The organism is Kitasatospora sp. NBC_00315 (assembly GCF_041435095.1).
Classification (GTDB): Bacteria; Actinomycetota; Actinomycetes; order Streptomycetales; family Streptomycetaceae; genus Kitasatospora.
This window is the reverse complement of the sequence record NZ_CP108025.1, coordinates 7,825,127-7,850,141: the sequence shown is the minus strand read 5'-3', so window position 1 is coordinate 7,850,141 and position 25,015 is coordinate 7,825,127. Positions and strand designations below refer to the sequence as shown.

Annotated in this window: 17 protein-coding genes; 9 read left to right on the top strand and 8 right to left on the bottom strand. The window is 74.2% G+C overall.

What is annotated here, in order from left to right:
* Positions 1-45 precede the first annotated feature (45 nt).
* Positions 46-855: a DeoR/GlpR family DNA-binding transcription regulator gene (locus OG823_RS32565; RefSeq protein ID WP_371483860.1), complete on the bottom strand. Its 810-nt coding sequence runs from the start codon at positions 853-855 to the stop codon at positions 46-48.
* Between the two features lie 542 nt (positions 856-1,397).
* On the opposite strand from OG823_RS32565, the gene OG823_RS32560 reads away from it, so the two are divergent.
* Positions 1,398-2,441, top strand: a complete 1,044-nt coding sequence (locus OG823_RS32560) for a glycosyltransferase (protein ID WP_371483858.1) — start codon at positions 1,398-1,400, stop codon at positions 2,439-2,441.
* Positions 2,442-2,594: 153 nt separating this feature from the next.
* Here OG823_RS32560 and galE read toward each other — a convergent pair whose 3' ends face one another.
* Entirely contained in the window at positions 2,595-3,587 is a 993-nt protein-coding gene (gene galE / locus OG823_RS32555) for a UDP-glucose 4-epimerase GalE (RefSeq protein WP_371484737.1), read from the bottom strand.
* Positions 3,588-4,444: 857 nt separating this feature from the next.
* Between galE and OG823_RS32550 the strand changes: the two genes are divergently transcribed.
* Positions 4,445-6,196, top strand: coding sequence for a beta-galactosidase family protein (locus OG823_RS32550; RefSeq protein WP_371483856.1), 1,752 nt, complete (start codon positions 4,445-4,447; stop codon positions 6,194-6,196).
* Between the two features lie 220 nt (positions 6,197-6,416).
* Positions 6,417-6,674: a hypothetical protein gene (locus OG823_RS32545; RefSeq protein WP_371484764.1), complete on the top strand. Its 258-nt coding sequence runs from the start codon at positions 6,417-6,419 to the stop codon at positions 6,672-6,674.
* Positions 6,675-6,769: 95 nt separating this feature from the next.
* On the opposite strand, the gene OG823_RS32540 is transcribed toward OG823_RS32545, so the two are convergent.
* A complete protein-coding gene (locus tag OG823_RS32540) occupies positions 6,770-7,180 on the bottom strand; it encodes an organic hydroperoxide resistance protein (RefSeq protein WP_371483854.1) in 411 nt (136 codons plus the stop codon).
* A gap of 118 nt (positions 7,181-7,298) precedes the next feature.
* Between OG823_RS32540 and OG823_RS32535 the strand changes: the two genes are divergently transcribed.
* Positions 7,299-7,823: a MarR family winged helix-turn-helix transcriptional regulator gene (locus OG823_RS32535; protein ID WP_371483852.1), complete on the top strand. Its 525-nt coding sequence runs from the start codon at positions 7,299-7,301 to the stop codon at positions 7,821-7,823.
* An 18-nt stretch (positions 7,824-7,841) separates the two neighbouring features.
* Here OG823_RS32535 and OG823_RS32530 read toward each other — a convergent pair whose 3' ends face one another.
* On the bottom strand, positions 7,842-9,263 hold the full coding sequence (locus OG823_RS32530; RefSeq protein WP_371483851.1) for a pyridoxal-phosphate dependent enzyme: 1,422 nt from the start codon (positions 9,261-9,263) through the stop codon (positions 7,842-7,844).
* 198 nt (positions 9,264-9,461) lie between these two features.
* Entirely contained in the window at positions 9,462-9,971 is a 510-nt protein-coding gene (locus OG823_RS32525) for a DUF664 domain-containing protein (RefSeq protein ID WP_371483849.1), read from the bottom strand.
* A gap of 195 nt (positions 9,972-10,166) precedes the next feature.
* On the opposite strand from OG823_RS32525, the gene OG823_RS32520 reads away from it, so the two are divergent.
* Entirely contained in the window at positions 10,167-11,483 is a 1,317-nt protein-coding gene (locus OG823_RS32520; protein ID WP_371483848.1) for a PQQ-binding-like beta-propeller repeat protein, read from the top strand.
* A gap of 207 nt (positions 11,484-11,690) precedes the next feature.
* Positions 11,691-13,775 (top strand): bifunctional lysylphosphatidylglycerol flippase/synthetase MprF, encoded by a 2,085-nt coding sequence (locus OG823_RS32515; protein WP_371483846.1) that lies wholly within the window; start codon positions 11,691-11,693, stop codon positions 13,773-13,775.
* Positions 13,776-13,811: 36 nt separating this feature from the next.
* On the opposite strand, the gene OG823_RS32510 is transcribed toward OG823_RS32515, so the two are convergent.
* The gene (locus OG823_RS32510) at positions 13,812-15,161 is read right to left on the bottom strand and encodes a M1 family metallopeptidase (RefSeq protein WP_371483845.1); all 1,350 of its coding nucleotides are present in this window, start codon (positions 15,159-15,161) and stop codon (positions 13,812-13,814) included.
* Positions 15,162-15,218: 57 nt separating this feature from the next.
* A complete protein-coding gene (locus OG823_RS32505) occupies positions 15,219-19,343 on the bottom strand; it encodes a Pls/PosA family non-ribosomal peptide synthetase (RefSeq protein ID WP_371483843.1) in 4,125 nt (1,374 codons plus the stop codon).
* A 687-nt stretch (positions 19,344-20,030) separates the two neighbouring features.
* On the opposite strand from OG823_RS32505, the gene OG823_RS32500 reads away from it, so the two are divergent.
* Both OG823_RS32500 and OG823_RS32495 read left to right on the top strand, forming a co-directional pair.
* Positions 20,031-21,509, top strand: coding sequence for an MFS transporter (locus tag OG823_RS32500; RefSeq protein WP_371483842.1), 1,479 nt, complete (start codon positions 20,031-20,033; stop codon positions 21,507-21,509).
* Positions 21,506-22,138 carry a TetR family transcriptional regulator gene (locus OG823_RS32495; protein WP_371483841.1) on the top strand — a complete coding sequence of 211 codons (633 nt, stop codon included), beginning with the start codon at positions 21,506-21,508 and terminating at the stop codon, positions 22,136-22,138. The genes OG823_RS32500 and OG823_RS32495 overlap by 4 nt, the downstream gene beginning before the upstream one ends.
* Before the next feature lie 106 nt (positions 22,139-22,244).
* On the opposite strand, the gene OG823_RS32490 is transcribed toward OG823_RS32495, so the two are convergent.
* Positions 22,245-23,468, bottom strand: coding sequence for an aromatic acid exporter family protein (locus tag OG823_RS32490; RefSeq protein ID WP_371483839.1), 1,224 nt, complete (start codon positions 23,466-23,468; stop codon positions 22,245-22,247).
* A 267-nt stretch (positions 23,469-23,735) separates the two neighbouring features.
* Between OG823_RS32490 and OG823_RS32485 the strand changes: the two genes are divergently transcribed.
* Positions 23,736-24,893 carry a MerR family transcriptional regulator gene (locus tag OG823_RS32485; RefSeq protein ID WP_371483838.1) on the top strand — a complete coding sequence of 386 codons (1,158 nt, stop codon included), beginning with the start codon at positions 23,736-23,738 and terminating at the stop codon, positions 24,891-24,893.
* Positions 24,894-25,015: the final 122 nt, after the last annotated feature.

Genomic DNA, 25,015 nt, shown 5'->3' with positions numbered 1-25,015 from the left:
CGGCCCCCGGCCCCCGGCCCCCGGCCCGGCCGACCGCCGGAGGCGTCAGCCCCGCGTGGTGGGGACCACGCGGAGTTCGCCGACCGCCTCGGAGAGCACGCCGCGGGCCTCCGGCGGCAAGGTGTCGTCGGTGATGAAGCAGTCGATCTCGCCGAGCTCCGCGAAGCTGCTCAGGCCGATGACCCCCCACTTGGTGTGGTCCGCGACCACCACGGTTCGCCGGGCGGAGGCGATCATCGCGCGATTGGTCTGCGCCTCGGCCAGGTTGGGGGTGGTCAGGCCCGCCGTCTCCGACACTCCGTGCGCCCCGAGGATCAGCAGGTCCACGTGGAGGGAGCGGATCGACTGTTCCGCCAGGGTCCCGACCAGTGCGGCCGAGCGGGTCGGCGACCCGCCGGTCAGCAGGAGCGCGGGGGTGCTCGCCCCCGCCTGGCAGCCGGCCGCCCAGACCAGGTCCGCCACGGCGAGCGAGTTGGTGACGATGGTGAGTTGCGGCACCTTCAGCAGCCTGGCGGCGACCGCGAAGGTCGTGGTCCCGGCCGAGACGGCCACCACGTTGCCGGGCTCCACGAGCGCGGCGGCGGCGTCCGCGATGGCGGCCTTGGCGGCTTCCTCGAGTGAGGACTTGGCCTCGAAGCCGGGTTCGTCCGTGCTGGATCCGCCGACCGCCACCGCGCCGCCGTGCACCTTCTGCACGGCGCCCTGACGGGCCAGGACGTCCAGATCCCGGCGAACGGTCATGTCCGACACCCCGAGCTGGTCCACCAGCTCGGCGACCCGCACCGCGCCACGGCGGCGCACCGACTCCAGGATCAGCGCCTGGCGCTGCTGGGCCAGCATCACTTGATCAGCCACAAGACCCCCTCACGGCCCGGCGGGCCTCGATGTCCCGCGCCTTCACGCAGGCTACCGCTGAATCGACCAGAAACGGACACCCGGTTGGTCACAAGTCGATCATCGAAATCCGCTGCGGGCGACCCTGTCGGGAGCGCGGCCGGCTGCGCGGTTGCCGTCGGGCACCGTGCGCGGTGAGCGCCGGAATCGATGGATCGCCCAAGTCGACGGCCGAACAGAGGGGGTTCGCCCGGTACCGGACGCGCTCGTCGCCGCCCCGCGCGGGGCGGCCCTCCCGCCATGGTGATCGACCCGTCCGGCCTCCGTCCGTCAGCGGGAGCAGGGTTGATTCCTACCAGGAATTCACACATGCGCACAACCATCGACAGCTGTTTGTTTGATTCTGTTGACTCGCCTCCGTCCCGCATGATGAGCTGACCTGGCGTCGGACGCCGTGACCGCTCTGTGCCGGACCGGCCGCGCCGGCGGGACCGGCCGCCCGGACCGGCGGGCCACCGAGACCGGCGTTCCTCCACCCCGACCGAAGGACTGAACCTTCCCCGATGCCTCCTGTGCTCAGTGTGGTCGTGCCCTTCCACAACGTGGCGCCGTACTTCGACGACTGTCTGGCCTCGCTCGCCCGGCAGGACCTCAAGGACGCCGAGTTCATCCTGGTCGACGACGGCTCGACGGACGGCAGTCTCCTGCTGGCCCACGCCTGGGCCGACCGGGACGCCCGGTTCTCGGTGCTCGTACGGCCCCGGCAGGGTCCGAGCCCGGCCCGCAACACCGGCGCCGCGGTGGCCGGTGGCGCGTACCTGGCCTTCGCCGACGCGGACGACGTGGTCGCGGTCACCGCCTACCGCTCGCTCGTGGACAGTCTGGAGCGCTCGGGCTCCGACTTCGCCGCCGGCGACGTCCGCAGACTGACCGCCGCCGGGGTCGTGCGCCACCCGCGCTACGCCGACGTGTTCTCCGTCCCGAGGACGAGGACCCACATCACGCGCGACCACGCCCTGATCATCGACCGGATGGTCTGGAACAAGGTGTTCCGCCGCTCCTTCTGGGACCGCCACGCCTTCACCTTCTCGCTGCCGCAGTACGAGGACGCGCCGGTGATGGTCGCGGCCTACATCCTGGCCGAGGCGGTCGACGTGCTGGACGAGGTCGTCTACTTCTGGCGCGTCCGCGACCGCGGCGAACCCTCCATCACGCAGCGCCTGCACGAGCCCGCCAACCTGGAGGCCAGGATGCGGATGACGGTGGAGACCGGCGAGATCGTCCGGCGGCTCGCACCCGTCCTGACGAGCGCCTACGCGCGGGACATGTGCCTGGGCGACCTGCGCGTCGCCATGACGGCGCTGCACCGGCACGGCGAGCGGGATCTGTCCGCCGCCCTGGAGCTCGGCCGCGAATTCCTCGCCGGGGTCGCCCCCGAGGTGCTCGCCGGGCTCCCGGAGCGGGACCGCCTGCACCTGGGGCTCCTCGCCTCGGGCCGGACGGGGGAGCTGCGCGCGGCACTGCGCGCCGAGGAGGCGCACGAAGCGCCGGGTGCCGAGGAGCCGGGCCGGACCGCGGGTGCGGGAACGACGGGTGCCGAGCGGTAGGAGCGCCGGAGCCGCGACCGGCGGAGGAGCCGCAGGGGCGCGGTCAGTTGGGGTCCGCCCCGCGCCCGGCCCTGCCGGCGAGGTCGGAACGGGTGGTGCGGAGCTTGCGGATCACGCGCGGTGGTGCCCCGGGTCAGGCGGTGGTGCCCCGGGTCAGGCGGTGGCGGTGGCCGCGGCACGCGCCAGAGCGAACTCCCAGGCGTCGGAGACGATCGCGTCCAGATCGGGACGACGCGGAGTCCACCCCAGCTCCCGGTGGGCCCGCTCCGCCGACGCGACCAGAACCGCCGGATCCCCCGCCCGACGCCCCGCCGTCACCACCGGGATCTCCCGACCCGTCACCCGCCGCACCGCGTCGATCACCTCCCGAACCGAGAAACCACTCCCGTTGCCCAGATTGCAGATCAGGTGCTCACCCGCCCGCGCCACCTCCAACGCCAGCAGATGGGCCTGCGCCAGATCCGCCACATGGATGTAGTCACGCACACACGTACCGTCCGGCGTCGGATAGTCGTCCCCGTACACCGCGATGTGCTCCCGCTGACCCAACGCCGCCTGGAACACCAACGGAATCAGATGCGACTCCGGATCATGCCGCTCCCCGTACACCGCACCCGACACCGACGCATACGCACCCGCCACGTTGAAGTAGCGAAGACTCACCGCCGCCAGACCGTGCGCCACCGCCTCACTCGTGATCAGGTGGTCCACCGCCAACTTCGTCGCACCATAGGTGTTCGTCGGCGACGTCCGCGCACCCTCACCGATCGGCACCACCTCCGGCTCCCCGTACACCGCCGCCGTCGAGGAGAACACCAACCTGCGCACACCCGCCCCACGCATCGCCGCGACCAACTCCAGCGAACCCGCCACGTTGTTGCGCCAGTACTTCTCCGGATCCTGCACCGACTCACCCACCTGCGACGACGCCGCGAAATGCAACACCCCGTCGAAGGACCCGTCCAACACCTCCCCCGCATCCTGGATCCGCCCCTGCACGAACACCGCACCCGCCGGCACACCCGCACGGAAACCCGTCGAAAGATCGTCCAGAACCACCACCTCGTGGCCCGCCTCCAGCAGATGGGCACTCACCACACTGCCCACATAACCGGCACCACCGGTGACCAGGTACTTACTCACGATGCGACCTCCCGCAGGCACAGTCCGGAGACATAACGCACAATATTAAACGCGATTACTCATAATACAACACTCACTGGCCCCAGACATCAGCCCTGGCACCCCCTACCGATCGAACGTGGCGCCTTCTGTCGATCTCCCCGAAGGTCGTCCGGGACGGCGCCGGCCGGCAGCCGGTCCGCCGGTTCACCCAGGACGGCCCGGGGAGCGCACGGGTGGGCATCGAGGTCCGGTCGCCGATCGGCCGGGGTTGCCGCGTCCCCGCGGAGGACGTCGGCCGCGTGCGTAGGGGGCTTCGGGCCACCGATCCCGGGCGACCGGGCCGACGACCATCGGGGGACGAACACCCCAAAATCCACGAAAGCCTCATGATTGCGCTGCCATGGCGATGTCAGTGCAGCATGGCGAGCATTGGCGCGTCAACATCTGTGCGGATACGTCTGTTTCTGTCGCCACCAGGTCGACGGTCGGCACGCGCCTCCGCGAACACCACGGGTCCCACCCCGACACCCCGACACCCCGGACCCCGGGCCCCGGGCCTCCAACCCCACCCCCCAGGAGAGCCGTCCCGTGGGGAACGGCAGGCGAAGGCCGGCGTCACACCCCGCCGGCGCCGAGCACGGGGAGCACCGGCGACGCCCAGCGGTCCCGCCAACGCTCGGCCACGACGGCCTCCGTATGTCGACCGGTGCACTCCGGTGGCGCTGGTACCGGCACGGGCTCTGCGGGCGGGATCCGTGCTCGACACCGAAGATCACCCATGAACGAACAGATTCAAGCTCGATGAAACATTGAGACGTCCGACGCAGGCCGACGTCGAACGGGCGGATCTCCCCTCTCCAGCCAGGAGCAGCACCACCATGCCCGTTCTGCAGATCACCGACGAGGGCTTCCGCCTCGACGACGAGCCCTTCCGGATCATCTCCGGCGGCCTGCACTACTTCCGCGTACATCCGGCACTCTGGGCCGACCGGCTGCGCAAGGCACGCCCGATGGGCCTGAACACCGTCGAGACCTATGTCCTCTGGAACCTCCACCAGCCGCGCCCCGACGAGTTCCGGATGGACGGCGGGCTGGACCTGCCGGCCTTCCTCGACCTCGCCGCCGCCGAAGGGCTGCACGTCCTGCTGCGCCCCGGCCCGTACATCTGCGCGGAGTGGGAGGGCGGCGGCCTGCCCTCGTGGCTGCTCGCCGACCCGGACATCCTGCTGCGCAGTCAGGATCCGCGCTACCTCGCCGCGGTGGACGACTTCTTCGGCCGACTGCTGCCACCGCTGCGCCGCCACCTGTCCACCCGGGGCGGCCCGATCCTGGCCGTCCAGGTGGAGAACGAGTTCGGCGCGTACGACGACGACACCGCACACCTCGCCCATCTCGCGCGGTTGCTGCGCGCCTGCGGCGTGGACGTGCCGCTCTTCACCTGCGACCAGCCCGCCGACCTGGCCCGCGGCTCCCTCCCCGGCTTCCTGGCCACGGCCAACTTCGGCAGCCGCTCCGAGCAGGGCCTCGCCACCCTGCGCGCCCACCGGCCCACCGGCCCGTTGATGTGCAGCGAGTTCTGGATCGGCTGGTTCGACCGCTGGGGCGGCCACCACGTGGTCCGCGATCCCGCCCAGGCCGCCGAGGAGCTCGACACCCTGCTGGCGACCGGCGCCTCCGTCAACCTGTACATGTTCCACGGCGGCACCAGCTTCGGCTTCACCAACGGCGCCAACGACAAGCACACCTACCGGCCCACCGTCGGCTCCTACGACTACGACTCCCCGCTCGACGAGGCCGGCGACCCCACCGAGAAGTACGAGGCGTTCCGTCAGGTCATCGCCAAGTACGCCCCCGTCCCGGCGGAACCGGTGCCCGCGCGGGCACCGACGAGCGGCGCCGGCACCGTCCGACTGACCGCCTGCGCACCGCTGTTCGAGAACCTGGCGGCTCTCTCCGCCACCGTGCTGTCCGAGCGGCCGCTCACCATGGAGCAGCTCGGGCAGGACTTCGGGTTCATCCTCTACGAGGCCCGGCTGCCGGTCGCGGGGCCGGTCCTGCTGGAGCTGGACGGGGTCCGCGACCGGGCCCAGGTCTTCGTGGACGGCCTGCCCGTCGGTGTCCTGGAGCGGGAGAACCACGAGCGGGCGATCGCGTTCACCGCGCCGAAGGACGGCGCGGTGCTGAGCCTGCTGGTGGAGAACCAGGGCCGGGTCAACTACGGCCCCGGCATCCACGACCGCAAGGGGCTGCTGGGCCGGGTCCTGCTGGACGGGGTCGAGCTGACCGGCTGGAGCAACCGCCCGCTGCCGCTGGTCTCGCTCGACGGGCTCTCCTTCGCCGAGACGGCCGGCGCGACGGTCGGTCCGGTCTTCCACCGCGGGAGCGTGCGGATCGAGGAGCCGGCCGACACCTTCCTCCACCTCCCGGGCTGGACGAAGGGGAACGTCTGGGTCAACGGCTTCCACCTCGGCCGCCACTGGTCGCGTGGTCCCCAGCGCTCGCTGTACGTGCCCGGCCCCGTCCTGCGCCCGGGGTCGAACGAGATCACCGTGCTGGAACTGCACGCCGCCCACCGAGCGCTCACCGTCGAGCTGCGCGAGACCCCCGATCTGGGGCCCACCGAGGAGTAGCGGGCCCCGCCTCCGGAGGGCCGCGGTACCGTCGGTACCGCGGCCCTCCGGCCTTGCCGTCCAAGGGAGTTCCCGCGCACCGGGGGAGGACGACGGGTGGCGTCCGACCGCGGCGACCACGGCCCGACGCCGGAGAGTTCCTTGCCGGTGCGGTACAAAACAGGATAGATAAGAATATGCGCCCATATTCGGGCATTCTTCGGAATTGGACAATTCGCAGATGCGGCGCCGCCGGACCGGCGGACCCGCCACCGCCCGAACCCGGCACCGCTACCTGCCCGCGCAGGCGGGAGCGGGCGGCGACCGATTCGACGTGATCCCGCCGCCCGGGGCCCGGTCGCGCTGGTGGTCGGCGACGTCCTCGGACACGGCCTGCACGGTCGTACGGCGGATCGCCTCGCTCGATTGCCGGGTCTTCCGGATGCCCTCGCCACGCCTCGCGGTCTCCGGCGGCGAGGTCCGCGCCGAGGTGCTCTGAACGGACGTGTGGCGCAGGGGGACCACGCACGGACGGCGCAGGCACCCGGGCCGCTCCGTGGCCGGGTGCCTGCGCCGTTCGCGTGCGGGGGCCGGCTACTCGACGACGAGCTCGACCGGGATGTTGCCGCGGGTGGCCCTGGAGTAGGGGCAGACCTCGTGGGCCTGCTTCACCAGCAGCTCACCGCTCTCGCCGGCGAGGCTGTCCGGCAGCTCGACGCGGAGCACCACGGAAAGGGCGAAGCCGCCGTCGTCCTTGCCGAGGGAGACCTCGGCGGTGACCGACACCTCGCTGACGTCGGCCCGGGCCTGGCGGGCGACCACGCCGAGCGCGGAGGCGAAACAGGCGGCGTAGCCCGCGGCGAAGAGCTGCTCGGGGTTGGTGCCCTGGCCGTTGCCCCCCAGCGCCGGCGGCATCGCCAGTGCGAGGTCCAGCCGGCCGTCGGAGCTGACCGTGCGGCCCTCGCGTCCGTTGGCGGTGGCGACGGCGGTGTACAGCGCGTCCATCTGACCGGTCCCTTCTCACATCGGCGGGCCGGGTATCGGCTCGCGCTCCGCTCACAAGTAGAGCACGCAATTCAGTTGCGCACAACTGAACCGTGGGCGGCCGGGCTATCCTGGACGCATGACCGAGCTGTCCCAGGTGCCCGACGGCGAGCTGCTCAAGCTCGACCACCAGATCTGCTTCTCCCTGCACGCCGCCTCGCGCGCCTTCGGCGGCGTCTACCGCGTGCTGCTCAAGGACCTCGGGCTGACCTACCCGCAGTACCTCGTGATGCTGGTGCTCTGGGAGCACGGGGAGCTGCCCGTCAAGCAGATCGGCGAGCACCTGCGGCTCGACTCCGGCACCCTCTCCCCCCTCCTCAAGCGCCTGGAAGCCGCCGGCCACGTCCGCCGGTCGCGCAGCGCCGAGGACGAGCGCTCGGTCACCGTCGCCCTGACCGGGGCCGGAACGGCGCTGCGCGAGCGGGCCGTCTGCGTACCGCAGCGGATCATCGAGGCCAGTGACCTCTCGCTGGCGGAGGCCACCGCGCTGCAGTCCCTGCTGGCCCGGGTCACCACCGCGCTGGACGCCGCCCCGCTGGACTCCGGGCCCCTCGAAGCCGGGCCCCTCGAAGCCGGGCCGCTCGACGCCGGGCCGACCGCCTGAGCCCTCGGCCCTCGGCCGTCAGCCGGACTCCGCCAGTTCCGCGCGGTGGACGAGCGCGACCGCCCGTCCGTCGAGCAGCACCACCGCCGCGTCGTGCTCCCGGCCCAGCACCTCGCGCGCGGCCGAGAGCGGCTGCCCGACGCCCACCGTCGGCAGCGCCGCGCCGATCAGGCCGTCGACCGGATCACCGGGCCGGGCCAGGCCCGCCGCGATCGCCCGCTCGACCTCGGCCAGCGACAGCGACCCGAGCACCTCGGCCCCGCTGAACCCGTACGGCCGGTCCGGGCGGGCCAGCACCACCGGGGCGACGCCGCCGGGGGCCGTCCGCAGGGTGGCGAGTGCGCCGGCCAGCGAGGCGTCCGACTCCACGGCGACCAGACGCCCCGGCCACCCGCCCGCGTCCGCGGCGGGCTCCAGGACGGACCGCACGGTCGGCTCGGTGTCCTGCGGGGTGCGCGGCTCCTCCAGGAAGCCCCAGCCGCGCATCCAGTCGTCGCTGAACACCTTGGAGAGATAGGACCGCCCGGAGTCGGGGAGCAGCACCACGACGACGTCCTCCGGTCCGAGGCCGCGCGCCACCCGCAGGGCCGCCGCCACCGCGGTGCCGGAGGAGGGACCGGCGAGCAGCCCCTCCTCACGGGCCAGCCGACGGGTGGTCAGCAGGGACTCGCGGTCCGGGATCCGCTCGAACCGGTCCACCACCTCGCGGTGGTAGGACTTCGGCCAGTTGTCGTCCAGCGTCTGCGGATGGACGAAGTGGCCGATGCTCTCGACGAAGTACGGGCTGCCGTCGCCGCCGCCGTAGACCGAGCTCTCGGGGTCGGCGCCGACGACCGTGACGGCGCCGCCGGACACCTCCTTGAGGAAGCGGCCGGTTCCGCTGATGGTGCCGCCGGTGCCGATCCCCGCCACGAAGTGGGTCACCCGGCCCCCGGTCTGCTCCCAGATCTCCGGTCCGGTGGTTCCCACGTGTGCCCCCGGATTGGCAGGATTGTCGTACTGATCCGCCAGCCAGGCGCCGGGGATCTCCTCCACCAGCCGCCGCACCACGTTGAAGAGGTGCTCGGGGTGCTCCTTGGCCACCGCCGTCGGCGCCAGGACCACCTCCGCGCCGTAGGCCCGCAGGATGTCGGACTTCTCCGCGGCGGCCCGGTCCGACACTCCGGCGATCACCCGGTAGCCGCGCGCGCGGCCGACGACCGCGAGCCCGATCCCGGTGTTGCCCGAGGTCGCCTCGATGATCGTCCCACCGGGCCGCAGCTGCCCGTCCCGCTCGGCCGCCAGCACCATCGCCAGCGCGGCGCGGTCCTTCACGCTCCCGCCGATGTTCAGGAACTCCGCCTTGGCGTACACCCGGGCGGCCGTGCCGGCGCCGAGGCGGGCGAGCCGGAAGAGCGGCGTCCCCCCGATCGCGTCCGCGACCGACTCGTGGACCCTCATGACGGCTTTCCTCCCGGCGGAGCGTCACACCGGCGAACGGCACGGCGGTGCGACGGTGGATTCGGCACGGACCGGGGCGGCCCGCCTCCCGGATGCCTGCCCCGGCGGGCCACCGCGCACACCGGCCGTCGGCAGCGGCCGGGGCTTGCGGCCGTGGGTGGCGGGGCGGCGCGGGGCGCCGGGGCGGGGCCGGCGGGCCTACCGGCGCCGCAGCACCCCCCGGACGAAGGCCGCCTGGCCCGCGTGCTGGAGGTCGTCCGACAGTACGCTGACCAGCCGCGCGCCCAGCGTGACGGGCGGCGTCCAGCGTTCGTCCACCACGCGGTCGAGATCGGCGGCGGCGAGCTTCCCCAGATAGTGGACGGTGTGCGCGTGGACGGCTTCGTGGTAGTCGGTCAGCAGGCGCGCGGACTCCACGACCACGGCCGCCACGTCGTCGGCGTCGTGTCCGTAGCCGGTGTCACCGGCGGGGAACGGGAGGGCGAACCGGTCGGTCCAGCCCTGGGAGATCCAGACCTGCTCGGTGCCGGCGACCTCGGCCACGTGGTCGTCCTGGATCCGTGTCAGGTGCCAGACCAGCCAGGCGACGGTGTTGGCCCCGGCGTCGGGACGCGCCGTCAGCTCCTCGGCCGTCAGGCCGTCGACCGCCTCGTGGACGACCTCCCTGACCCGGCCGAACCCGTCCAGCAGTAGCTCCGTGGCCTTCATGGGGAACCCTTCCGCAGCGTGGCGGCCACCCGGCCGGGCCGCCTGACCGATTGTGCCCGGCGCCGGGGCCCTGCCCCGGACGACGGGCCGGTGCATGTCAGTACGTCCGCCCGTTGGCCGCCCCGGCGGCCGGACCCCGGCTCTGGGCTATCCTCCGCGCGGCATCACCGGGGCGAGGACGAGGGGGTGGTCGGCATGGGCCCGCCGGAGACACCGCAGGACCGGACGACCGGCCGGGCCGGCGCCATCCGTCTCGACGAGCCGGCGGCGGCCTCCCCCGCCGCCACCGAGCGGATCGACGGCGGCCCCCCGCCGGGGCCGGGCGGGCCGGCCCGGCGCCGGCTGCTCCGCGGCGGCGCGGTGCTGCTGGCCGGCGGCGCCTGCTGGCTCCTGGCCCCCGGCCGCCGCCCGGCGACCGGCGAAACGGCTCCCGGCCGGCCGACGGGCCCGGCCCCGGGCGGCCCCGCGCCGAAGCCGCTGTGGACGGTACGGGGCCCGGCGCTCCAGGCCCCGTACCGGGGCGGTGCCCCGGTGGCGCCGCTGTTCGTCACCGCGTCCCAGGTGCGGGTGCTGGATCCGGCCACCGGGGCGGAGCGCCGCCGGATCGACCTGCCGCCCGCCCGGGCCCGCTCCGCCGCCGGGCGACTGCTGGTCTGCGCCGACCGGATCTTCGACAGCGCGGACGGGTATCTCACCGCCCACCACCTGTCGGACGCCGCGGCGGACCGGCGGACCGCGCCCGCGCCACAGCTCGGCGGGCCGGACGACGCGCCGGTCCTCGACTGCTACGAGGGCGGGGTGCTGTTCGGCCGGACCTTCGGCGACGGCACCCGGGATCCGCTGCTCTTCGCGCTCCCGGCCGAGTCCGCAACGCCGCTCTGGTCACGGCCGGGCACCGAGAGCGGCGGCGGCCTCGTGGAGGTCCGGACGGCCCCGGGCGGGCGGCTGCTGGCCCGCAGCGAGCGCGACGAGCTGCTGGCGCTCGATGCCGCGACCGGCACGCCCCTGTGGCTCGTACCCGCCGACCTGGCGCTCGGCCGGATCGAGACGGACGCCCTGCACGTCTACACCGCCGCACGGGGCGGCGGCCTGCGCGCCCTGCGGCTGACGGACGGCGCCGACAGCTGGGCCCTCGCCCCCGAGCGCGGTGACGACTGGCGCTGCCTCCGGCCGCTGGCCACCGCCGGCGCGCTCTTCGTACCCCGTGACAACGGGCTGGTGAGCCGGCACTCCCCCGCCGACGGCGCCCTGCTGTGGGCCCGCGCCCTGCCGTTCCGGCTGGACAACCGGGCCCGGCCGGTCCTGGTCGGCCGTACCCTCGTCGTCCCGGGCCCCCGGGCGGGCGGGGTCTGCGCCCTGGACGCCGACACCGGCGCGATCCGCTGGATCCTCCGGGACGCGGACGCGGGGACGGACCCGGGGACGGGGACGGGGTTCTGGCAGCTGGACACCGACGGCGTGCGGGTGTTCGCCGGGCACGACAGCGTCCTGCACGCCCTGCCGGTCGACTGACCCGCTCCCGGCGCGGCCGAGGATTCGCGCAACCCGGGGCCAGCGGCAACGATGGTGAGGGAGGCCCGTGGGCCGGACCGACCGGCTCGGGGAGCGCGCCGGAGGCGGGTGGCAACAGCGATGAAGAGCGCCGACGGCACGCGGTCGAAGCCGACGTCAGGGAGCGAGGGCGAACAGCCCCGCGGATTACGGCCGACCATCCGCGCGATGCGCACACGGGCCGCGCCGACGGCGGCCCGACTGCCTTTCACCTGCGGCGTCGTCGCCGCGGTGCTGCTGGTCGGGCTCGGCACCGGCACGCTGTGGAGCGCGGCCCAGGACAGGTCCTGGTATCCCCAGGTCGCCTACGGCACGCCGTCGCTCACCTCCGGACGCCTGTGGACGTTCGTCACCGGCGCGTTCTTCGCGGCCGAGCCCTGGCAGTACGCGCTGATCGTCCTCGGGCTGGTCCTGCTGGTGGGCTGGACGGAGTGGCACCTCGGCACCGGGCGGGCCGCCCTGGTCTGCTGCGCCGGGCAACTGGCCGCCACGCTGGGGGCCGCGCTCCTGCTGCTGGCACTGCGGCAGTCCGGCTGGGACTGGGCGTACAACCTCTCGCACGACCTGGACACCGGTTTCTCGGCCGGAGCGCTGGCGGCCGGGGCGGCGGCGTCCGCCGCCCTGCGCTCGCCCTGGCGCAGCCGGCTACGGGCCGCGCTGCTCGCCTTCGCGGTGATCTGGCTGCTCTACTCGGGCACGCTGAGCGACGTCGAGCACTTCCTCGCGGTGGTACTGGGCCTGGCCGTCGGACGGCGGCTGGCCGGCGAGCTGGCCGCCGGCACCGGCAGGCCGAGCCGGCGCGAGTGGCGGCTCGGCGCGGTGACCGGCCTGGTGGTCCTGGCGGTGACCCAGATCGTGGTCTGGCTCGCGCCGGGCTACGGCCCGCTGGGCGACACCCACGGACTCGCGGACTCGCCCGTCGGCCTGATCCTGAGCCTGGCCGTCATGGCGTTGCTGGTGAACGGGCTGCGCCGGGGAAGCCGGGTGGCCTGGCGCTGGACCGTCGCCTTCGCCGTCCTGAACGTCCTGGTGGGCCTGCTGGTCGCCGTGGTGCTGGTGATCTCGCTCGTCTCCGACGCCGACGTGGAGGTCACCGGGCTGCCGGTGCTGATGCCGCAGGCGGTCATCTGGACCATGGAACTGGTGCTGCTGATCGCCGCGCGGGACGCCTTCCGCACCCCCTCGCGCCGGCGGCGGCGCCGGACCGCCCCGGGCGGGGCCCTCGACCGCGAGCAGGCCGGCGACCTGCTGCGGCGCTACGGCGGCAGCAACCTCTCCTGGATGACCACCTGGCGGGACAACTCCTACCTGGCGGCCGCCGACGGTCGGGCCTACGTGGCGTACCGCACCCATGCGCGGGTCGCGGTCGCGCTGGGCGACCCGGTCGGACGGGAGCCCGACCGGGCGACCGCGCTGACGGAGTTCGCCGGCATGTGCGACGCCTCCGGTCTGGTGCCCTGCCTCTTCTCGGCGTCCGAGCGGACCGCGACGGACGCCGGGGCGATGGGGTGGCAGCACGTCCAGGTGGCGGAGGACACGATCATCCCGCTGGAGGGGCTGGAGTTCCGCGGCAAGTCCTGGCAGGACGTGCGCACCGCGCTCAACCGGGCCAAGAAGGAAGGCATGGCGTACCGGCTGACCACGCTGGCCGACGAGCCCTCCGAGGTGCTGTCGCAGGTACGCGCCATCTCCGAGGAGTGGGTGAGCGACATGGGGCTGCCCGAGATGGGCTTCACCCTCGGCGGGGTCGACGAGGCGCTCGACCGGCACGTCCGGGTGGGCCTGGCGACCGACTCCGGCGGCGAGGTGCACGGCGTCACCTCCTGGATGCCCGTCTACGGGGAGGGCGGCACCCCCACCGGGTGGACCCTCGACGTGATGCGCCGGCGCAAGCAGGGATCGTTCCGGCCGGTGGTGGAGTTCCTCATCGCGTCCACCTGCCTGGCCGTCCGGGACGACGGCGCGACCTTCCTCTCACTGTCGGGCGCGCCGCTGGCCCGCGGCGCGACGACGGCGGACAGCACCCTGGAGCGGTTCCTGGACCAGCTCGGCGCCGCCCTGGAGCCGTACTACGGCTTCCGCTCCCTGCACTCGTTCAAGGCGAAGTTCCAGCCCGTCCACGAGCCCATGCACCTGATCTACCGGGATCCGGCCGACCTCCCCCGGATCGGCGTGGCACTGACCCGGGCCTACATGCCGCAGGCCGGCCTGCGGGACTTCACCAGGCTCGTGGTGCCGTCGTCCGGCCACTGACCGGGGGCGCGAACGGCCCCCGCGGCCGCGGACGGGTCAGCGGGCGACCGGCAGCGGCGGCAACGCGCCCTGCCACAGCCAGGCGTCGAAGAGGCCGTCCAGCGGGGCGGGCGCGTAGTGCCCGGCGTGGGCGACGAAGTCGGCGGTGCTGACGACCCCGTGCCGGTGGATCACGGTCCAGTCCTTGACCATCCGGAAGAACGCGTCCTCGCCGAGGGCGCAGCGCAGGGCGTGCACGGTCAGGCCGCCGCGCTCGTACAGGCGGTCGTCGAACATGAGCTTGCGGCCGGGGTCGGCGAGGCGCATGTCCTGCGGCAGCCGGGTGAGCGTCGCGTACGCGGCGGCCGCGTGCTCGGCCGCGGTGCGGCCGCCGGAGCGTTCGGCCCAGAGCCACTCCGCGTACTTGGCGAAGCCCTCGTTGAGCCAGATGTGCCGCCAGTCGGCGACGGTGACGCTGTTGCCGAACCACTGGTGGGCCAGCTCGTGGGCGATCAGGCGCTCCGAGCCGCGTATACCGTCCACGTGGTTGGTGCCGAAGGTCGCGACGCCCTGGGCCTCGACCGGGACGTCGAGCTCCTCGTCGGCGACCACCACCGCGTACTCCCCGAAGGGGTAGGGGCCGAACACCTCCTCGAAGAGGTGCATCATCTGCGGCTGGCGGCCGAAGTCCACGGTGAACGCGGGCAGCAGCCGGACGGGCAGGTAGGCGGCCTGCGGCACCGGGCGGTGCGGGGTGGTGGCCTCGTCGGGGTCGGTCACCCGCAGCGCCTGGTACTGGCCGATCGAGACGGTCACCAGGTAGCTGGAGGTGGGCGCGGCCTGCTCGTACACCCAGGTGGTGCTGCTGGCGCGGGTGGTCCGGGTGAGCAGCCGGCCGCCGACCACCACCGTGTAGGGCGAGGGGGTGGTGATCGACACCAGGTAGGTCGCCTTGTCGGCGGGGCGGTCGTTGCACGGGTACCAGGAGGGCGCCCCGACGGGCTGGCTGGCGACCAGCGCGCCGTCGGTCAGCTCCTCCCAGCCGAGGCCGCCCCACTGGCTGCGGACCGGCTTGGGGTTGCCGGTGTACTGCACCTCGACGGTGAAGGCGGCGCCGGCGGCGAGCGGCTTGGCGGGGCGCACCCGCAGTTTGCCGGCCCGGTGCGTGTACTGCGCCGCCCGCCCGTCCAGCAGGACGCGGCCGATCCGGAACTCGGCGAGGTCCAGGGCGAACTCGCGCAGCGGTTCGGCGCCCGCCACCGCGCTGAGCCGCGCGGTGCCGCCGAGGCGGTTGGGGCCGGGCCGGTAGTCCAGGGCCAGTTCGTAGCGGTGCACCCGGTAGCGGGTGTCGCCGTGGTCCGGGAAGTAGGCGTCCGCGCCGGGGACCGTCTGCTGCTTGGGACTCACCGGTTCGTACGCTCCCTGCGATCTGCGAAGTACACGTGCCTGTGTGCGGAGGACGGGCTAGGACTGCCAGGCCTCGATCGGGTTGCCCAGCCAGCGGGTGTCCGGCGGCACGGATTCGGCCCGCATCACCAGGGAGGCCGGGCCGAGCGTGCTGCGGGCACCGACGGTGCTGCCGGGCAGGACGATCCCACCAGGGCCGAGCGTGGCGCCCTCGTGGAGGACCACAGTATCCATGCGCATGATCCGGTCGTGGAAGAGGTGGGTCTGCACGACGCAGCCCCGGTTCACCGTCACCGCGTCACCGAGAGTGACCAGGTCCGCCTCGGGGAGCCAGTAGCTCTCGCACCAGACGCCCCTGCCGATGGTGGCGCCCAGGCCGCGCAGCCAGAGGTTCAGCACCGGCGTGCCCGGCACCGCGCCGATCAGCCAGGGCACGGCCAGCACCTCGGTGAAGGTGTCGGCCAGCTCGTTGCGCCAGACGAAGCCGCTCCACAGCGGGTGCTCCACCGCGCGGAACCGGCCGACCAGCAGCCACTTCGCGGCGATGGAGACCAGGCAGGCGAGGGTACCGGCGGTGAGCAGCACCAGCCCGGACAGCAGCGCGGCGAGCGTCACCGAGCCCTCGGCGAGCCGGGCCAGCACGGCCAGGGTGAGCACGCCGAGCGCGGCGGAGGCCAGCACCGGCAGCAGCCGGCAGACCTCGACCAGGCCCCGGGCCCAGAGCAGCCGGGCCGGCGGATCGTAGGTGAGGCTCTGGTCGCCGGCGTCGGCCGAGCGCGGCAGCCGCATCGGCGGCATGCCGAGGTACGAGCTGCCCTTCTTGGCCTTCTTCGGGGTGGCGGACAGCACGCCGACCAGGCCCCGGTCGGGGACGGCGCGGCCCAGCGCGGTCATGCCGGAGTTGCCGAGGAAGGCCCGCTCGCCGATCTCGGCCTCGCCGAGCCGCAGCCAGCCGCCGCCCAGTTCGTACGGGGCGATCAGGGTGTCGTCGGCGAGGAAGGCGCCGTCCCCGACGGTGGTCAGACTGGGCAGCGCCAGCACGGTGGAGACCTCGGCGCCGACGCCGACCTTCATCCCCAGCGCGCGCAGCCAGAACGGGGTGATCAGGCCGGCGTACAGCGGGAAGAGCGTCTCGCGGGCGAGGTCCATCAACTGGCTGACCGTCCAGGCCTGCCAGCCGACCCGGCCGTGCAGCGGGTGGTGGCCGGGGTGCAGACCGAGGCTGAGCAGCCGGACGGCGGCCACCAGCAGCACCGCGTACGTCAGGCCGAAGGCGAGGGTGGCGGGGACGACGGCGAGCAGCGCACCGCGCAGGGCGGCGCCGAGGCCGGCCCCGGGGTCGACGAAGGCACTGACGACGGCCAGGGCCGCGAGCCCCGACACCACCGGCAGCAGGCTGAGCCCCAGGCCGCTGACGCCGTACAGCGCGGCCCAGCCGGCCCGGCGCGGCGGACGCGCCTTGGGCCAGTTCCGGTCGGCCTTGCCGAGCTTCACGGCGGGGGCGCCCGCCCAGCGCTGGCCGGTCGGCACCTGGCCGGTGACCCCGGAGCCGGGCGCCACCTCGGCCCGCTTGCCGACCCTGGCCCCGGGGAAGAGCGTGCTGCGGGTGCCGACCACCGCGTTCGAGCCGACCTTGACCTGGCCGATCTCCAGCCGGTCGCCGTCCAGCCAGTAGCCGCAGAGGTCCACCTCGGCCTCCACCGCGCAGCCCCGGCCGAGCTTGAGCATGCCGGTGACCGGCGGCAGCGAGTGCAGGTCGGCCTCCGGGGCGACCCTGGCTCCCAGGGCGCGGGCGTAGCGGACCAGCCAGGCGCCGGACAGTGCGGTGGCCCCGCTCAGCTCGGCCAGCCGCTCGGCGGTCCAGAGCCGCAGGTGGACGCCGCCGCCGCGCGGGTAGCTGCCCGGGCGCAGGCCGCGCAGCAGCAGCCGGGCGCCGCCGGCCGCGATCGCCAGCCGGCCGGGCGGGCTGAACAGCAGCAGCGCTCCGGCGCCGACCAGCCACCAGGAGGCGGTCGGTGCCCACGGGTAGCCGCCGACCAGGGCCAGCACGTTGCCGAACGCCAGCAGGGCGGTCGTCCAGCGCAGGCCGACCAGCGTGAACAGCGGAACCAGCAGGAGAAGCTGGAGGATCTTGGCCCTGGCCGGGACGGGCGCCACCACCCGGGTGCTGCCGTCCCCCTGCGCGGAGCGCTCCAGGTGGCGGGCGAGCTTGCGCAGCACGGGCTGCTGGTAGATGTCCAGGACGGCGGCGGCCGGGTAGCGGGTGCGCAGCAGGGTGGTGAGGCGGGCGGCGGCGAGACTGGATCCGCCGATGGCGAAGAAGTCGTCCTGGGCGCCGGAGACGGGCACGCCGAGGATTTCGCTCCACTGCTCGGCCAGCCAGGCCTCGGTGCCGTAGAGCTGCACGGTGGGGCCGGCGTTCTCCAGCTCGGGCAGCGGCCAGGGCAGCGCGGCCCGGTCGACCTTGCCGGAGGTGCGGGTCGGCAGCGACTCGACCGGGGCGAGCAGTGGCACCAGGGCGGCGGGCAGCTCGGCGCGCAGCCGCTCGACGGCGGCGGCGTGGTCCCAGCCGTCCTGGACGACCAGGTAGCCGACCAGCAGCTGGTTGCCGCCCCGGGCGGTGCGGACGGCGGCGGCCGCGCCGGCGACGCCGGGCAGCGCCTGCAGCGCCGCGTCCACCTCGCCGAGTTCGATCCGCCGGCCGCCGAGCTTGATCTGCTCGTCGGCCCGGCCGAGGAAGAGCAGGCCCTCGGGCTCGGCCTGCACGAGGTCGCCGCTGCGGTAGGCGCGCTCCCAACCGAGCGAGGCCAGCGGCGCGTACTTCTCGGCGTCCTTCCCGGCGTCGAGGTAGCGGGCCAGGCCGACACCGCCGATCACGAGCTGCCCGGTGGCGCCCATCGGGACGGGCGCGCCGGCCTCGTCCACCACGGCCAGCTCCCAGCCGTCCAGCGGCAGGCCGATCCTGACCGGGCCCTCGCCGGTCATCAGCGAGGCGCAGGCGACGACGGTGGCCTCGGTGGGGCCGTAGGTGTTCCAGACCTCGCGGCCCTCGGTGACCAGCCGCTGCACCAGCTCGGGCGGGCAGGCCTCACCACCGAAGATCAGCAGCCGGACCTCGTTCAGTGCCTCGGCGGGCCACAGGGCGGCCAGGGTGGGCACGGTGGAGACCACGGTGATCTCCTGCTCGGCCAGCCACGGGCCGAGGTCCGCGCCGCTGCGCACCTGCGAGCGGGGCACGGGGACCAGGCAGGCGCCGTGGCGCCAGGCGAGCCACATCTCCTCGCAGGAGGCGTCGAAGGCGACCGAGAGGCCGGCCATCACGCGGTCGCCGGGGCCGATCGGCTCCTCCTGGAGGAAGAGCGCGGCTTCGGCGTCCACGAAGGCGGCGGCGTTGCGGTGGGTGACGGCGACGCCCTTGGGCTTACCGGTGGAGCCGGAGGTGAAGATGATCCAGGCGTCCTCGCCGGTGCCGGGGCGCCCCGGCACCGAGGGCGTGTTGCCCGGGGTGGGGGTGAGCGAGCGCTCCGCGCCGAGGACGGCGGCCACCTCGGCCTCGCCGAAGACCAGCGCCGCGCGCTCGTCCGGGTCCTCCGCGTCCACCGGGACGTAGGCGGCGCCGGCGGCGAGGACCGCGAGGATGCAGACGTACAGGTCGTTGGTGCCGGACGGGACCCGGACGCCCACCCGGTCCCCGATCCCGATCCCGGCCGCGGCCAGGCGACGGCGCAGCGACTCGACCTCGGCGGCCAGCGCGCGGTAGGTCAGCGCGGTGCGGCCGTCGTCGAGGGCGGCCTCGTTCGGGTGGGTGCGGACGGTGGCGTCCAGGATGTCGACCAGGGTGCGCGGCTCGGGGGCGGCCCGGCCGGGGAACAGCGCGCGCGGGGCGCCGGGCGGCTGCCGGGACGGCGTCGGGTCGGCGGGCGGCGGCGTGGCCGGGAGCGGCCGGTCGACCACGGGCGGCGGCGGGTCGGCGATCGGCGGGTCGGCGACGGGACGTGGCGAGTCGACGAGCGGGGCGGCGAGCGGCCGGTCGGCGACAGGACGTGGCGAGTCGACGAGCGGGGCGGCCGTCGTCGGCCCGGCCGACGACGTGGGGCTCGCCGGTACGAGCTCCGACACCGTGAGGGCCGTGCGTGCCAGACTCTCCGGAGTGGGGCTGTGCGGTGTAAGGCTCTGCGTCATGAAAGCGGTTCGCTCCTCGTTCCTCGTCCCGGCCCGAGGGCCGGTGCCAGGCCTGTCGAGGACTGCGGAGTGAGCCCGGCCGGGCGCCCTGTTCCGAAGCGGAACCGGGCAACCACACCGATAGTAGCCCCGGTCGTGATCAGTTCGGTGGATCGACGCCGGACTCAACTGATCGGCAGACGATCGGATCTGACGATCCATCAGTACACATCGAGGCCACTGCGCAGGTGATGTGACGATCCGTCAGTCGTTCTGACGATCCGTCAGTGGCAATTTCCGACTGTGACCCACGCCACATTCCCGACCGGCGCGTCACTCCCCGGAGCGGCCGAACGGGCCCCCAGGGCCGGTCGGAGGTCGCCACGCCCGTCACGGCGTGACCCTCCGTGGCCGGCCGGCGCCCGCCCATCCCGTCGGCAAGGGATCCCTCGTCCGCCGACGAGAAGCCCTCCGCGCGGCATCCGGCCCCGGCATCCGGCTCCACTCCGGCTCCGACTCCGGCATCCGGTTCCGATGAGGCCCTCTTCTGCGGCCACCCGAGCCATGTCATCATATGAAGACATCGAACGAAGACATCATGTGATGACAAAGGTGGGTACCCCCGTGGGGATCTCGACAACGCGGGCGGCGGGGCCGGAAGCGCCGTCGCCGGCACGGGCGGCACGACAGGAGCGGATCCTCGTTCCGGTGCTCGTCTACCTCGGCATGGTGGTGGCCGTCATCAGCAGCCTCGGCGCCCCCCTGGTGCCGACCATCGCCGCCGTGAACCACGTCTCGCTCTCGGACGCGCAATGGTCGCTGACCATCACCATGCTGGTCGGCGCGGTCGCGACCCCCACCATGGGCAGGCTCGGCGACGGGCCCCGGCGGCGCCAGGTGATCATCGGTGCCACCGCGGTCGTCCTGCTCGGCAGTGTGCTCGCGGCCCTGCCGTTGGGCTTCCCGCTGCTGGTGGTGGGCCGGGCGCTCCAGGGAGTCGGGCTGGGCCTGACCCCGCTGACCATCGCCACCGCCCGCGACAGCCTGCCGACCGAGCGCTCGCGTCCGACCGTCGCGATGCTGTCGATCACCACGGTGGCCGGGGTCGGTCTCGGCTACCCGCTGACCGGTCTGATCACCCAGTCCCTGGGCGTGCACGCCGCGTTCTGGTTCGGCGCCCTGATCAGCGCCCTGGCCCTGCTGGCCGCCGTCCTGGCCCTGCCCTCGACCAGCCACCGCAAGGCGCAGCCGCTGGACGTGCTCGGCGCCGTCCTGCTGGGCGTCGTGCTCGCCGGCCTGCTGCTCGTGCTCAGCGAGGGCGACACCTGGGGCTGGGGCTCGCCCAGGTTGATCGGGCTGGCGGTCGGCTCGGTCGTCCTGCTCGTCTGGTGGTTCGTCCACCAGCTGCGCACCGCCCACCCGCTGGTCGACCTGCGACTGGTCCGCAACCGGGTGGTGCTGAGCACCAACGTGACCGGGCTGATCGCCGGCGTCGGGATGTACCTGCTGATGGCGATGGTCACCCGCTTCGTGCAGACGCCGAGCAGCACCGGGTACGGCTTCGGCGCCTCCGTCGTGGTCACCGGCCTGGTGCTGCTGCCGTTCTCGGTGGCCAGCGTGGCGGCCAGCCGGGTGGTGCCGGTACTGGCCCGGCGGACCTCCTCCGCGGCGGTGCTGCCGGTGGGCTGCGCCATCTCGATGGTGTCCATGCTGATCTTCCTGTTCGCCCGGGGCAGCCTCTGGGAGCTGTTCCTCGCGATGGCGGTCGCCGGCCTCGGTGTCGGCTGCACCTTCGCGGTGATGCCCGGCCTGATCGTCGGTGCCGTGCCGGAGAGCGAGACCGGCAGCGCGATCAGCTTCAACCAGGTGCTGCGCTACGTCGGCTACTCGACCGGCAGCGCGCTCAGCGCCGCGGTGCTGCAGGCCCACACCCCGGCCGGGCAGCGACTGCCCTCCGACAGCGGGTACACCGCCGCCGCGCTGCTGGGTTGTGCGGTGTGGGTGGTCACGCTGGTGGTTACGATCGTCCTGCCGAGGCGGCGCACCGCCGTGCGGAGCACCCTGGACGTGGACGAGGAGCTGTTGGTGGACGAGAGCATCGCGGACGCCGCGACCGGCGAGGAGCACGTTCCCGTGCGCAGCGTGCCCGGCGCCGGAGCTCCCCGGGCCGACCGGACCGGCCGGTGAGCGCTCGTCCGCCGGCCGGCGGCTCGTCGGCCGCAGCCGGTGACCCGGCGCCGCCGCCGCGACGCCGGGACGCGGCCCGCAGCCGGGAGCTGCTGCTGGAGGCCGCCGGCGAGCTGTTCGCCGAGCGCGGCTTCGACCGGACCACCACCCGCGAGATCGGCGAGCGGGCCGGCGTGGACCCCGCGCTGATCGCCCGCTACTTCGGCGGCAAGACCCAGCTCTACCTGGCGGTGATGACGGCCGAGCAGGGCGACGGTGTCCCGGCGGACCTGCTCGACCCGGAGCGTCTGCGCGGCCTGCTGAAGTTGCTGGCCCGACGCGGCCCCGGTCCGGTCTTCCGGGCCGCCGTACTGCCGAACGAGGATCCGGCCGTGCAGGACGCCGCCAGGGCCCAGCTGCACGGACGGCTGGTCGGGCCGCTGTACGAGCGCTTCGCCGCCGCCGGGGCGGACCGCCCCCAGCTACGGGCCGAACTGGCGGTGGCGGCGTTCGTGGGCGTGGTGTTGGCACGCAGCGGCGGCGCCTTCGAGGAGCTCGCGGCGGTGGGCACGGACGAGCTCCTCGAACTGACCCGCGACATCCTCGGGACGGCACTGCAGGGCCTGCCGGAGGGACCGGCGGCGGGCTGACCCGGGGCGGCGTGCGACTGCCCGCGACGCCTGCCCGCCACCAGACCTGCCCGCCGTTCCGCTGCCACCGGTCCCCGCCCTGGCGGGCCGGGCCCTCGGGCCCGGCTCAGGCGGCCCGCCGGAAGCGCTCGCCACGGGCCAGCCGGCGCAGCCCGCTGAACCTGGTGAACCGTTCCCGGTTCGCCACCGAGGCACGGTCCAGCTCCTCCATCAGACGCCGGGAGCGGTGCTCCAGGTCGAGTTCGTCCAGGATCCGGTCGATCTCGGCCAGCAGGGAGCCGTAGAGCTGCCACGCCTCCGGGTGCTCCTGGACGCCGCGCAGCAGCATCTGGGCCACGTTCTCGCGGCTGGCCAGCGCCGCTGCGAGTTCCGCCGCGAGTCGCTCCTCCGCCTCCTCGGCGTTGCTGCTGACCTGCGTCGTCACCAGCACCGCGAAGCTCACCAGGGCGCCGCCGATGTGAGCGAGCAGTTCCTCCAGGGCCACCGAGACGTCCTGTGGAAAGAGCGGCTGCCCGTCGTCACGGTGCTTGGCCAGATCGGTGAGCGAACGGGCGAGCACCCGGACGACCACCACGCAGATCTCCAGGGTGTCCAGCCCGGTCCGCAGCACCAGCCGGGAGAGCAGGCCCTCGCTGATCCTCGGGTTGAGACGCAGGCTGTCCTCGGCCTGGCGGAGGGCGGCGTCCACGTCGGCGATGGCCTGGTCCAGCCGGCGGGCCTCGTGCAGGCGGGCGGCTGCGCGCTCGACCGGGACGGGGCCGCTCAGCTCCTCGGCGATGTGCAGCAGCAGGCGGCGCGCCCGGCGGGCCAGGTCCTCGATGGACTCCCCCGCGCTGTCCACCCAGACCGGCGGGGCGAACACCAGGTTGAACAGCAGGCCCACCCCGGCCCCGATCAGGGTTTCCAGCACCCGGTCCCAGGCCTGGGAGGCGAGCCTGGTCACCCCGAGGACCAGCATGGCGCTGATCGCGACCTCGTTGACGAACTCGTCGACCCGCACGAAGTGGCCGATCGTCAGGGACGCCAGGATGATCAGGCCCAGACTCCACCAGGACAGGCCCATCACCGAGCTGAAGCCGACCGCGATCAACACGCCGACCACCACCGAGTTGACCCGGCGGACGCTGGTCGTGAGGGTCGAGTAGAGGGTGACCTGGACGACCAGCAGGGCCGTCAGCGGCGCGGTGAGAGGAGCCGGTTCGCTGCTCAGGTGCACGGCGACGGCGTAGGCGAGCGTCGCCGCCACCGTCGCACGCACCGTCAGTACGACGGTGGGCTCCCTGAGCCGACGCTTCATCGCTTCGGTCGCTGCAACACGTGAACGGGGCATGCCTCCCTTCTTCCCAGCTCGACACCGGTACACGTACCTCTGCCGATCACCAACCCGGATGATCGGCAGAGGGGGCGTGCACCGGGCGCGGGCGAGCAGCGCCGAGGGGCCGAGGGGGCCGCGCCGGACGGGCCGGGGCGTGCCTGGACGGGCCGGGGCGTGCCCGGACGGGCCGGGGCCGCACCGGCAGGGGCCGCCGGGCGAGCCACCGTGGCGGCCGGGCGAGCCGGGGGGCGCGGTGCCCGGTCCACGTCGTAGGGTCGTGCCGTGACCGGACCCCCCGACCCACGGGCCGCGCTGGCGGAGGCGAGCCTCTCGACCGGCGGCGTCGCCCGGCTGCTCGGGGTGTCCCCCACGACCGTCCGGTCCTGGGAGCGCCGCTACGGGATCGGACCGGTGGGTCACGAGAGCGGTCGGCACCGGCGCTGGCGCCCGCAGGACGTCCGGGTGGTGACGGAGATGTGCCGCCTCACCGCGCGCGGCGTGCCGCCCGCCGAGGCGGCCCGACTGGCCCTGCTGGGTGCGGCCGATCGCGGGTCCACGCCCACGGCGGAGTCCGCGACGTCCACGAGGGCGGGTACGGCTGCGGCGGAGACGGCCGGCGCGGCACGGGCACCGGGTGAAGGTGGGCCGGACGCGGCACTCGCCGAGGGCACCGGGGGCGAGCGGCCGGCCGGGCAGGAATCAGCCGGGCGGCCGGCGAGCGGGCACGCCCCCGGCGAACAGGACTCGACCGGACGGGAACCGGGCGGACGGGAATCGGGCGGCAGCGCGGCGCTCCCGTTGGGCACCGTACGCCCGGAGTGCCGTGGCCTGGCCCGGGCGGCCGTCCGGCTGGACGCCGGGGCCGTCGAACGGATCCTCCAGGACGCGGTCCGGGAGCTCGGGCTGATCACGGCCTGGGACGAGGTGATGATGCCCGCGCTGCGGGCCGCCGGGCGCAAGTGGGCCAGTGAGGGCGAGCGGTACGTGGAGGTCGAGCACCTGCTCTCCTGGCATGTCTCGACCACCCTGCGTCGCACGGCCCACTGCCCGCCGGTCGGACCGGTCCCGCCCGTCCTGCTGGCCGGTATGCCGGCCGAGCTGCACTCGCTGCCGCTGGACGCGGTGGCGGCCGGCCTCGCCGAACGCGGTCTGCCGTTCCGGATGTTCGGTGCGGCGGTGCCGGCCGAGGCCCTGCTCGCGGCCGTCCGGCGGACCGGACCCTCGGCGGTGCTGCTCTGGTCCCAGGCCCCGGCCACCGCGGACCGCCGGCTCGCGCTGCAGGCGGCCGCCACCGCCTGGGGCGTGCACGGGGCGCGCGCTCGCCCCGCGGTGCTGCTGGCCGGGCCGGGCTGGGCCGGCGGCGCCACGACGGCCGGAACCCTGCGCCCCCGCGGGCTCGCCGACGCCCTGGAACACCTGACCGGCCTGCTCGGCACCTGACCGTCCTGGTCGGCACCTGCTCGGTCCGGTCGGCACTGGACGCCCTGGCCGTCCTGGTCGGCACCTGACCGGCCTGACCGTCCTGGTCGGTGCCGGGACGCCCGGCTCGGCTGGGCGCCTCG